Source organism: Noviherbaspirillum sp., assembly GCF_036846085.1.
Taxonomy (GTDB): Bacteria; Pseudomonadota; Gammaproteobacteria; order Burkholderiales; family Burkholderiaceae_D; genus Noviherbaspirillum.
In genome coordinates this window covers 1-10,253 of the sequence record NZ_DAIUCO010000199.1, presented here as the reverse complement: position 1 = coordinate 10,253, position 10,253 = coordinate 1, and the positions used below count along the sequence as shown (strand labels likewise).

Below are 10,253 nucleotides of genomic sequence, written 5' to 3'. Positions count from 1 at the left end.
CGATAGGTTCATCGTGCCGCGATCCTGCGGGCGGTTGCTGATGTCGGTCCGGCCGGATACTTCAAGGGGCATCAAGCGAATTGATGAATGCCGTCGGGAGCGCTTCCCCAGGTCGCGTCCGCAACGCAGGGAAGCCGGCACAGTGCATTCCGTCGCGTCTTTTGCGCCGTACTTCTGCAACCCTGCTTTTTGTTATGATTCGACGATGCGTTTGAGCCTGCACCGATTCCTTGCTTATGTCTTGTTGCTTCTTCTTCCTTTGCAGACGATAGCGGCGGGCGCGGCTATGGTCTGTCCGCCGGTAAATTCCGCAGGAATGCTCGCCGAGGTCGTGATGGAGGAATGTGATGGCTCGGTCATGATGCATTCCAGTACGAAGACGCTCGCCCAGCATGACAGCAGTCCACATTCAGGACAGGATGCGCATGACAAGTCGGCACCGTGTGGCATGAGTAGCGGTTGCATGGCGTTTGCGACAATTGCGGTGCTGCCCCAGGCAAGCGAATGGCGAATTGCCGCGGTCTTCAGCCCGATCGGTTTTGCCGATCACTTTTATCTTTCCCACATTCCCGAGGGCTTGCAACGCCCGCCACAAGTCAGTTGATCGAGTCCATCCAGGCGCGGTAAAGCGCCGGGCGATGAATTTTTTCGAGTAACTCATTCAATATTGACCAAGGCAATCATGAAAATCTTTTCTACTACCTCCCTGCTCATTACCGGAGCGCTGGTCGCTTCCATGACGGGCTGTGCTTCCACTGCATCAAACCCTGCCAGGACGTCCGGTCCGGCGATGTCCATGGGCGCCGGCGACAAGATGGCCAAGGGCGGCTGCGCCTGCTGCGGCATGCAAAAGGAAGGTGCGTCACACGATATGAAGCAAAAGCCGATGGGGATGATGCAGGATATGCCGGGGTCAGGTCAGGCCGGCATGTGCATGCCGGGCATGGACGATCAGAAAAAAGGCGGCTGTTCCTGCTGCGACATGCAAAAGATGGATAAAAGCGGTTGTGCATGCTGCGGGGCAGGGAATAAAGAAATGTCCTCCGATATGCATCAAAAGCATATGGGAATGCACCACAAAAACGTGCCTGCACAAACCACGGCCAATTAGGAAACAAACTGCGGGGAAAGAATCAGGTCCGCAATATCAAAGGAGAGAATGCATGTTTAATCACGTAATGATTGGATCGAATGACATTGAACGCTCAAAGCGTTTCTATGATGCGGTGCTCGGCACGCTTGGTGCCGGCGAGCCATTGCGGAACAAGGCCGGTTCCGGCCACACCCGGCTCTTCTACCGGCATGAAGGAAGCACCTTTTGCATCACGGAGCCAATTAACGACCAGGAGGCAACCTGTGCGAATGGCGCGACCATCGGCTTCAAGTGCAGCTCGCCGGAACAGGTGCGGGAATTTCACGACGTAGCGATTGCCAATGGCGGCCAATCCATTGAAGACCCTCCGGGCCCGCGCGACAGCAACCTAGGGGCGATGCACCTGGCGTATGTGCGTGATCCCGACGGCCACAAGCTCTGCGCAATCTATCGCGCCAAGTAGATCCCCGGCTCGATCGCATCGAGTGGCATTGCCTCCACTCGATTTGCGAAAGCGCATTAGGCGGTTCAGTATCGATAGTGTCGATAACGATCCTTATCGGCGGGAAGCGAACTGAACCGCCCCCGGTCTAGCAGCCACTCCCAAGCCTCGTGGCACAATTTGTCGTCTTCGCCGACGGGAGACCCATGGGTTTGCGATAGGCCTCTTCATCAACAGTCATTCGATTGCACTACGGCATTTTCGCCTTGAAGAACGCGACTACCGCATCATTGAACGTAGCGTGGAATGCGGCCCGCTCAAAGCGTGGATCGCTTTTGCAAATATCCGGTGCGACCGCTGCGAGACGTTCACTGCACGGCGCAAGAAAATCGAAGTGCCCCGCATTGGACACGACCCGATAGTCAGGCGGAACAGGCAGCGCGTTCCGTACCGCTTCGGCATACCACGGGTGCGGCAGTATGTAATCATTCTCCGCCCGCCAAAGCTGTATCGGCACACCGACGTCACGCAGGCCGGCTTTCCCGAACGTGAATCCCAGCGCCGGTGCCGCGATGACGGCAGCCCGCACCCGGTTGTCCTTCAGGCCTGTGGATGGCGTGGCTTCGATCTGCGGCAAGCTTGCCTTGTTCCGGGCGACCAGCGTGCAGGCAAAATCATTGGGATGATCCACGCAATGCGGGCCAACCAGGGCAAGATCGGGCTTCCCGCCGATGGCGACAAGCGCAGTAAACCCGCCGGCGGAAAAACCGTACAGGCCGATACGGCTGGCATCGATCTGGTCTTTTCCGATCCATTCCGAGAGCATGTAATCGATCGTCCGGCTGATATGTTTTGGACGATTCAGGATGAAAACTGCCTTGCTTTGGTCTGCATGGTTATCGCCGGGATGGGTAGGCGCGGCAACGATGAACCCGGCATCCGCCAATGCCAGCGCTGTGTCGTAATGCCCGAGGGACGAGCCGCCGGTGCCATGCGAGATCACGACAAGCGGCAGGGAACTGCCGTCGACCTTTCCACCTGTCGCAACGTTCTGGCTATAAGGCCCCATGGTGCTGGCCGTAGTGGCGGTCTTGCTGGGATACCAGATGGCGACCTGCATCGGCCCTTCGGAAAGACCGTCGATTTTTGCCATTTGAAAGCCGGCGGCGTGCGCGGCGGTTATCAGCGATAACAAGAGGAGGAATACGGTGATCGAGCGTTTCATGGTTTGAGGGCAGGTAATGGCGATGTAGGCGCATAGTGACACGGCGTTGTCGCAAAAACAATATTCTCCGGGTGTTGTGCGCGATCGGGTCAGCACGCCGCGCGATACAACTCGGCGAGTTGTCCGGCGACCTGCAGGATGGGATCAGAGCTGCACTGCACTTTGGCCAGCAGCAAGGCACCCTGATAGCTAGTTACGGTAAGAAGCGCCAGGCTGTATGCCCGCTCAGGCTCCAGTCCGGCATCGGTCAGCTTGGTACGGTAAATGCCGACCCATTCCGCGAATGCCGCACGGCCTGCCTCGGCGACCTGCGGGCTTGCCGTGGAAAGCTCCAGGAGGATGCTTGTAATGGGACAGCCATCCTCGTAGTTGGACTTGGCGATGAAGCCCGCCAGCAAGGTGCCATATTCCTGCACCATCCCGGCCGGTTGCGAATGACGTTCCGCAAGTTTTCGGAGGCTCTGGCTGACCAGTCCGGCCGCATACTGCACCGCTTCAACAGCGATCTGTTCCTTTCCTTTCGGGAAGTAGTGGTAGATCGACCCCTTGGGAGCTCCGCTGAGATCGACGATGTCATTCAAGCCGGTGGCGGCATACCCCTTGCGCCTAAACAGAAGCGCGGCCGAACACACGATTTTCTCGCGGTGCTTTGCGACTGCTGCCATAGCTCACTCCTTCACGAATAAAAGACGATTGTCAAACTATTAAAGTTTATATAGACTGGTCTACATGGACTATACCGAATGGAGGTAGGCAATGGAAGACCCGGCACCAATTTCCGCACATGACGCCCCGACCGCTGGTTGTACCGCAAACCGCATTCCCGAGGGCAGTATTCCCGAGGGCTTCAAGCCTCATTTTCGCCATAGTCCATTGACGGACCCTTGGGAGCCCCTGTATTCCAGAAAAACGGACACAGCCATCATTCTCGGACTGCATGTCGCGCGCCAGCATACGAATGCGCGCGGCATGGCACACGGCGGATTGATCTCCGCATTGGCCGACAATGCCATGGGCCTCTCGTGCGTCGCCCAGTTCCCCGAACCACGCAGCCTGCTGACAGTGAATCTGGCGCTGGATTTCATCGGAATCGCCAAGCTCGGCCAGTGGCTGCAGTTCGAGACCAATTTCACCAAGATAGGCTCAACCCTCTGCTTTGCGCATGCCTGCATCACGGCAGATGGGAAAATCTGTGCGCAGGCGAGGGCAACCTTTCGCACGGTCGGCGACTGATGCCGCGATTGCCATGAAAGTGTTTTGATGAGCATTGGTCAGCTCCGCGAACTACTCGCGTTCGGCACCATTGCTCTTGCACTGCTTTTCCTGATGGCCGCAATGATGTCCGAGCCGGCGAAAGTCTGGCAGATATTTGTCGCGACCGTCATGTTGCAAGCTGCACTCGTCCTGGTTCCCTTCAATATGGTCTGGGACGATCGATATAGCGGCACGGGCCATCAGCGATTGGCGAGTTTCTGGTTTTATGCGATCGCAATGGCCCCGGCTACGGTCTCGCTCTGGCTGGCATTGTTTTACACAACTAAGCAGGCGCTTACGGACGAGGTCATGAAACGGTATCGACGCAAACTGCTCAGGACCGGGCTGGTGTACCTGCCGGGTTTGGCACTTATAGCGATCACCACGGCAGGATCGCTCGGCTAGCGAAGATCCTGGATGGTGTGGAACGACAAAAAGAAATTTGTTCCAGTAACAAACAACATGCTGCGTCAACGAGCAGTCAACACGAAGCAGAAGACGGTTAGGCCCGCAATGCCGGCCCATATGCCACACCTCGCCAGGAGTAACAGTGTCCCCCTCGATAAATCCGGTCATTCATACGCTTGCCGACGCGCCTGCCGTCATCTACGTCCATCTCGCTGCCGCGCTTACCGCCGTGATGATCGGTTCCCTCGTGCTTGTCCGCCGGAAGGGAACAGCGTCACACAAGGTCATGGGACGGATTTGGCTCGCGTCGATGCTCATGGCGGCTGTCTCTTCCTTTGCAATCCAGGCGAGAGGCAGCCTTAGCTGGATTCACGGCTTCGCGATCCTTGTTTTCGTCGCCGCTCCTGTCGGCTGGCATTTCGCCAAAGTCCGAAACATCCGGGCGCACCGCATCACGATGGTCGCAATGTTCGTTAGCCTGTGCATGACAGGTTTGTTCACCTTGCTTCCGTATCGAATGCTTGGCCAGGCCGTGTTCGGCACCGAGGCGCAGCGACCGGGCCCGAGTTCGTCCGCTGAACGAACTGCCCCTATCCGTCAGCCTCCGGTCGCTGATCATGTCCAACGTTGACGATGCCGACCGTCTGCCGACGGTCGACCGGCTGGAAAAGTCGCTGACTCCGCTTTACGTCACCGTTGCCTCCAGCAAGCGCCTGAACAAGATGGCCGGCCCTTCCTGTACGGTTCGGTACTCTCCTTCGCCGGAAAAGCCGATACGGTCTTCGTTGATGCTGTCGATCAGCTCGGCCATTTGTGCGGCGCCTGTTTGCGAGAGCCCGGCATCCGTGAGGATGCCGTTCCACGCGCTTCGCGGCGGGTAGACCACGTCAAGGGGTTTGCCCAGAAGCTGGGCGAGTTCGAGTGCCACATCCTGCGCGCTGTACCTGCGGGCGCTCTTCAGTTCCACGACGCGATGGTGGCCGCGCGTGTCCAGCAGCAGTTGCGCCACGGTAAAGCCGATGTCCGCGGCGGTTGCCATGTCGATGCAGACGCCGGGAGCCATGAGCGAGGGGAAAACCGCCTGTTCGGTCGCGGGGCTGATTGCCTCCGCCCAATTGTCCAGGAAATAGGGCGCCCGAAGAAAGCTCACGCGACCCGGATAGTCGCGCAGCGCCTGTTCCAGCTCGTGCAGGAGCACCACCGGCCCGGTGCCGGACGGGAGATGGGCGCCCACGGAGGACAGCACGACCAGTGGCGGTGCGCCGGCCTGTTCGGCGGCGGTGCGGATCGCGCGGATGTACGCCCGTTTGGTGCCGTCCGGGTCCGGCACTTCCAGGAGAGGCGGCGTCATGATGTATGCACCGTCGACCCCCGAGAGGGCGGCCGCAAGGGCCTTCGCATCGGCCAGGTCGGCCACTGCCACATCGGCGCCCTGCCGGCGGAACAATGCGCCCGCTTCGGGACGGCGGACTACCGCGCGGACGGGCTTGCCCAAATCAATCAGCGACTGGGCTACCGCCGAGCCGGTGTTTCCGGAAACGCCTATGACTGCATACATGATGATTCTCCTGGGTAGTTGATGAATGTGATGTCATCCTAGGTGCGGAGTTATGATGCGTCTAATGCATTCTTGAGATACCCGTCATGCATGAAACGAATCTTCGTTCGCTGGACCTGAACCTGCTGGTCGCACTGGACGCCCTGCTGGCGGAGCGTCACGTCACCCGTGCGGCCGAGCGGGTTTCCATGAGTCAACCGGCGATGAGCCGCGCCCTCGGTCGGCTTCGCGATACCTTTCACGACCCGTTGCTGGTGCGTGCCGGATCAGAAATGGTGGTGACGGCGAGGGGCCTGGTCCTGGCGCATCAGGTTGGGCGCGTGCTGGAAGAGGTCCGCAACATGCTGACGGATGAATCCTTCGAGCCATCGGTCTACTCCGGGCGCTTCAAGCTGCTGACGGTCGACTACGCCAGTTTGACTTCACTGCCGTCGATGCTGGAAGCGCTTCTGGCCGAGGCGCCGCAGATGCGGATGGACGTGGAGGACGCCGGCGACGACTGGCCGGAGCGGCTTCAGGCCGGCGAGGCGGATCTTGTCCTGGGTGTCATCGCCGACGCGCCCGCCGGTATCTATCAGCGCGCCGTGCTCGATGACCGGTTCGCCTGCATCATGCGGCGGGAACATCCGTTGGCGGGACATCCGATGGATCTCGATAGCTTCCTTGCACAGCGCCATGTGCTGATCAGTTCGCCGGGACGCGATCGCAGCGCCGTGGATTCGGCGCTGGAGCGGCTGGGGAAGCCGCCGCGCAACATCGCCCTGCGCCTGCCGCACTTCATGGCTTCCACGGCCATTGTCGCCGCAACCGACCTCATCATGACCCTGCCGTTGCGGATTGCTGCTTACATGGCCCGCCACGAAGCCCTGGAGGTGCGGGAACCGCCCGTCGAACTCGAGGCCTTCACGCTTCGGCTGCTCTGGCACCGGCGCTGCCATGATGAGCCGGCCCATCGCTGGATGAGGGAGTGCGGCGCCACCGCCATACAGAATGCTGCCCGGCTGGTCGGGTTTCCTGCCGCATCCTGACGGAATGTCGACGCGTTTCGCAAGTGTGGATGAGAACGAGGCCGGCATCAGCCGGCCTTTCGTCGCTGAGACGTACTCTGAGGCGTAATGCAGGTTGCCTCAGTCTTGTACTGCTTCGATGCCGCTCGTTCAAGACGGCGCGGAAACAATCAATTTCCCTTGGGTACGGCACCGGCGAGCCTTGTCAACGAGCCATCCGGGGCGATACGCCACACGCCGTAGAAATGCGTCAGGTAGATGTTGCCGGCTGCATCGCTGACCAGATCGTTGCCCGTTTGGGGACTGACCTGAGTACCGCCGTTCTGCGCAGGAACGTAAATGCCAGGATTACGAACGGTGCTAATTGATCCTTCCTGGGTAATTCTTCCCTGGCTGACTACCAGGACACGTCCCGTATTGTCGACAGTAACGCTACTCATTTCATAAAGTCCGCCGCCAACCTGGCTGCCGCCACCGCCGCCGAAGTAGGTGATTTGTCCCGCAGGGGCAATGCGATCGATTGAGCCCCATCCACGGGCGCCGCCGCTGCTCGCGCCCGCATAGCCATCGAGGTTCGATACATAAAGGTTGTCCTGCGCATCGATTCCCAGGCCCCTGATGCTTTGTAAAGCAGGTGCATAGGGATGGCCGCTAGGCTGCGTGGGGTACGTGCTCACCGTGCCATCCGGCGTGATCCGGCGAATGGAGGCGGTGTGATAGCCGTTATCGAATATCGGACGCCGATCCACATCGACCACCAATATGTTGCCAGCGGAATCCACGACAAGGTGTTCCGGTTCGTTGAATCGGGCGGACGTGCCCAATCCGTCGCCATTGCCTGCGGCGGTAAACGATCCGGCAAGCGTCGTGACGACGCCGGAAGGGGTGATCTTCCGGATTGCGCTGCTTGCGGCTTCGACGACGTAGATATTGCCGGCCCTGTCCACCGCCACATCCGTCGGCGACATGAACCGGGCGGCGCTGCCCTCGGCATCGACATAACCCGGCCTGCCCGCCGCGCCGGCGATGGTCGTTACGCTGCCGTCAGGCGCGATGCGACGAATCGTATGATGTCCCTGGTCGGCAACGATCAGGTTGCCTGCCCCATCCCGGGCGATTCCCCTGGCTCCGGCGAAATAGGCCGCCGTTCCCATGCCGTCGCCCTGTTCCTCTGCCGTGAGTGTGCCGCCGCCAATCGTCCAGGTCTGGTTGTCCTGGCCGGTGCAGTCCCACAATTCCATCAGCGCGCCATCCTGCGTCGCCGCCGTGCCGCCTCGGACGTCAAGGCAGCGTCCTCCCGCCAGTGCAGTCCGGAATCGATATTCGCCCCGGTTGGACAGCGGCTCCATGCGCCACAACTGGCTGACTGCCCCATTGCAGCTCCATTGCTGGATCACCGCTTCGTTGTTCGGGTTTGCATCCCGTACATCAAGGCATTTTCCGCTGCTTCGGGCCACCAGCTCGAATGCGCCGGCGCCTCGTTCACGGAGCAACCAATCCTGGTTGGCCAGGCCGGTGCAGCTCCATTGTTCGATCAGTGCGCCGTCCCGGGTCGCTGTGGGGTCACCCATCACGTCCAGGCATTTGTTTGAATGTCTCGCAATGATGGGCATGGACGCCGCCGAACGCGTTGTCGAGGCCGGCAAGCTAAGCGCCCATGACTGGTTGGCCTGGCCGGTGCAATCCCAGAGTTCGGTAAGAACGCCTTCCTGGGTCGCGCTGGGTCCGCCAATCACATCGAGGCAGCGACCCGCAACGGCATGCACGATCTCGTACCTGCCAGTCGTTTTCGGTCGCACGTTCCACAACTGATTCGGACTGCCATTGCACGTGCTTTGCTGGATGCGCGTCTCGTTTGCCGTGTTCCCACCGACCGGCTCGATGCACTTGCCACTGCTTCTCGCCTGCAGCGCATAGTTGTCGTTGCCATAGCTGACGAGCGTCCAGTCCTGATTCGCCTGGCCGGTACAGGTCCATTGCTCGATCAATGCGCCATCCTGGGTTGCAGCGGCGCCGCCCCGCACGTCAAGACATTGGCTGGAATGCTCGGCGATGATGTGGGTAGTCGTCGATACAGCAGACGAATGATGCAAAAGCGATGCACCCGACGCCGTGCCGGCCTGCGGCGATGTGGATGACGACCCGCCGCCGCACGCAACCAGCAGCAGGGACAGGAAACCATAACCGGCACCCGCGCCCAGGCGGGTACCTTTCTCTTTTTGACGAATCATGAAACGGTCCTTTTCTTGTTTTTACGTTAAAGACATTTCGACTTGCTCTTCCAAGTGCCCGAAATGCCGGAATGAGTGGATATGCAAAGTGGAAATCAGACGCCGGAAGGTGCTTTTCCTGATCGGGTAAATCAGGTCCCGCCACCAGCGGATAGCGACGTGAATTCACCGCCGCGCCGGGAGCATGCGCAAGAGTAAAAGGCAGAATGTGATTTTCCGCCGATAAGAGGCAAAAGAGGTGGTCGGTGTTCCGAAGGAGAGGTGTGGCAGACTGATAAAAATCAATGACTCAGTGCATTGTTATTCAGAAATTTGACTGGGCGCAATGCTTGCTTGCCTCCGTTGTGATCCTTCAAATCCATGTCCATCGAAATTCTGATGGACATGGATGACGCTCAAGGATCAAAAGTCGTGGCCGTGCTTGTATTTGCCGTAAGCCTTTTTCCAGCCTCAATGGCGCGTGGCAAGGATGAATCTCGACTACATGTAATCAGCCCATTTCAGGTCAACGGCGCTTGTTCCTTGCCGCTTGGAAATCTGCTGCCTCCATCTCGAGTAGTTTCCCGCTTGCCCGTACATCAAGCAATCGCCGGCTCAACGTTTGCCGTAGTAATGCCGGTAAGCGTAGGACGTAGGCATCACGGTGGTGTCCTGCCACCACACGACGCGGTTCGCCCATGCTCGCTGGGACTCCACGATCTTCTTGAAAAGCGGATTCTTCGCCGAGTGCCGTTCGATAACCTTTTCCCAGGCTTGCAGCTGCGCTTCAAGAATCACCGCCGGCGTTTTCCTGACCTGGACTTTTTTTGCACGCATGAGTTCGAGCAGGTCAGTGGACATCCGGTCCATGGATTTCCATGCAATGTCGGAATTCGTGACCATCGCCGCATACTTGAGCGTCATTTTCAGGTCGTCCGGCAAGCCCGAGTAGACCGTCTTGTTGATCATCAGGTCGAATATGTTATTCGCCATGTGATAGCTCTGTTGGTAGTAGTTCTTGGCGACGTCTGAAAAACCCATCATGCGGTCGTCCGT

General features: G+C 59.2%; 12 protein-coding genes and 1 pseudogene. 7 read left to right on the top strand and 6 right to left on the bottom strand.

Annotation, left to right across the window (positions count from 1 at the left end):
* Positions 1-604, top strand: a 604-nt coding sequence (locus V7080_RS19330; RefSeq protein ID WP_334190028.1) for a hypothetical protein, incomplete at its 5' end; no start/stop codon positions are given.
* A gap of 53 nt (positions 605-657) precedes the next feature.
* Here V7080_RS19330 and V7080_RS19325 read toward each other — a convergent pair.
* Complete coding sequence (locus V7080_RS19325; protein WP_334190027.1) at positions 658-798, bottom strand: hypothetical protein; 141 nt, start codon at positions 796-798, stop codon at positions 658-660.
* Between V7080_RS19325 and V7080_RS19320 the strand changes: the two genes are divergently transcribed.
* Complete coding sequence (locus V7080_RS19320; protein ID WP_334190026.1) at positions 797-1,111, top strand: hypothetical protein; 315 nt, start codon at positions 797-799, stop codon at positions 1,109-1,111. The two genes, V7080_RS19325 and V7080_RS19320, sit on opposite strands and share 2 nt — an antisense overlap.
* A 52-nt stretch (positions 1,112-1,163) precedes the next feature.
* The gene (locus V7080_RS19315; RefSeq protein WP_334190025.1) at positions 1,164-1,556 is read left to right on the top strand and encodes a VOC family protein; all 393 of its coding nucleotides are present in this window, start codon (positions 1,164-1,166) and stop codon (positions 1,554-1,556) included.
* Positions 1,557-1,785: 229 nt separating this feature from the next.
* On the opposite strand, the gene V7080_RS19310 is transcribed toward V7080_RS19315, so the two are convergent.
* Entirely contained in the window at positions 1,786-2,760 is a 975-nt protein-coding gene (locus tag V7080_RS19310; protein ID WP_334190024.1) for an alpha/beta hydrolase family protein, read from the bottom strand.
* A gap of 89 nt (positions 2,761-2,849) precedes the next feature.
* On the bottom strand, positions 2,850-3,425 hold the full coding sequence (locus V7080_RS19305; protein WP_334190023.1) for a TetR/AcrR family transcriptional regulator: 576 nt from the start codon (positions 3,423-3,425) through the stop codon (positions 2,850-2,852).
* Positions 3,426-3,633: 208 nt separating this feature from the next.
* On the opposite strand from V7080_RS19305, the gene V7080_RS19300 reads away from it, so the two are divergent.
* The 3 genes from V7080_RS19300 (at position 3,634) to V7080_RS19290 (ending at position 5,053) form a co-directional block, all read left to right on the top strand.
* Positions 3,634-3,993: a PaaI family thioesterase gene (locus tag V7080_RS19300; protein WP_334190022.1), complete on the top strand. Its 360-nt coding sequence runs from the start codon at positions 3,634-3,636 to the stop codon at positions 3,991-3,993.
* Between the two features lie 27 nt (positions 3,994-4,020).
* Positions 4,021-4,419, top strand: a complete 399-nt coding sequence (locus V7080_RS19295; RefSeq protein ID WP_334190021.1) for a hypothetical protein — start codon at positions 4,021-4,023, stop codon at positions 4,417-4,419.
* 145 nt (positions 4,420-4,564) lie between these two features.
* Positions 4,565-5,053, top strand: a complete 489-nt coding sequence (locus tag V7080_RS19290; RefSeq protein WP_334190020.1) for a DUF2306 domain-containing protein — start codon at positions 4,565-4,567, stop codon at positions 5,051-5,053.
* A gap of 54 nt (positions 5,054-5,107) precedes the next feature.
* Here V7080_RS19290 and V7080_RS19285 read toward each other — a convergent pair whose 3' ends face one another.
* A complete protein-coding gene (locus V7080_RS19285; RefSeq protein ID WP_334190019.1) occupies positions 5,108-5,980 on the bottom strand; it encodes an NmrA family NAD(P)-binding protein in 873 nt (290 codons plus the stop codon).
* Positions 5,981-6,066: 86 nt separating this feature from the next.
* Here V7080_RS19285 and V7080_RS19280 point away from each other — a divergent pair, with 86 nt between their 5' ends.
* Positions 6,067-7,008 (top strand): LysR family transcriptional regulator, encoded by a 942-nt coding sequence (locus V7080_RS19280; RefSeq protein ID WP_334190018.1) that lies wholly within the window; start codon positions 6,067-6,069, stop codon positions 7,006-7,008.
* A gap of 149 nt (positions 7,009-7,157) precedes the next feature.
* On the opposite strand, the gene V7080_RS19275 is transcribed toward V7080_RS19280, so the two are convergent.
* Together V7080_RS19275 and V7080_RS19270 are read right to left on the bottom strand one after the other, a co-directional pair.
* On the bottom strand, positions 7,158-9,218 hold the full coding sequence (locus V7080_RS19275) for an RICIN domain-containing protein (RefSeq protein WP_334190017.1): 2,061 nt from the start codon (positions 9,216-9,218) through the stop codon (positions 7,158-7,160).
* A 594-nt stretch (positions 9,219-9,812) separates the two neighbouring features.
* A pseudogene (locus V7080_RS19270) lies at positions 9,813-10,253 on the bottom strand (C4-dicarboxylate ABC transporter); the annotation flags it as partial.

Coding starts and splice junctions, on each gene's coding strand:
- V7080_RS19285 (WP_334190019.1), bottom strand. CDS start 5,980: ATGTATGCAGTCATAGGCGTTTCCGGAAACACCGGCTCGGCGGTAGCC.
- V7080_RS19320 (WP_334190026.1), top strand. CDS start 797: ATGGGCGCCGGCGACAAGATGGCCAAGGGCGGCTGCGCCTGCTGCGGC.
- V7080_RS19310 (WP_334190024.1), bottom strand. CDS start 2,760: ATGAAACGCTCGATCACCGTATTCCTCCTCTTGTTATCGCTGATAACC.
- V7080_RS19305 (WP_334190023.1), bottom strand. CDS start 3,425: ATGGCAGCAGTCGCAAAGCACCGCGAGAAAATCGTGTGTTCGGCCGCG.
- V7080_RS19325 (WP_334190027.1), bottom strand. CDS start 798: ATGGACATCGCCGGACCGGACGTCCTGGCAGGGTTTGATGCAGTGGAA.
- V7080_RS19280 (WP_334190018.1), top strand. CDS start 6,067: ATGCATGAAACGAATCTTCGTTCGCTGGACCTGAACCTGCTGGTCGCA.
- V7080_RS19295 (WP_334190021.1), top strand. CDS start 4,021: ATGAGCATTGGTCAGCTCCGCGAACTACTCGCGTTCGGCACCATTGCT.
- V7080_RS19315 (WP_334190025.1), top strand. CDS start 1,164: ATGTTTAATCACGTAATGATTGGATCGAATGACATTGAACGCTCAAAG.
- V7080_RS19275 (WP_334190017.1), bottom strand. CDS start 9,218: ATGATTCGTCAAAAAGAGAAAGGTACCCGCCTGGGCGCGGGTGCCGGT.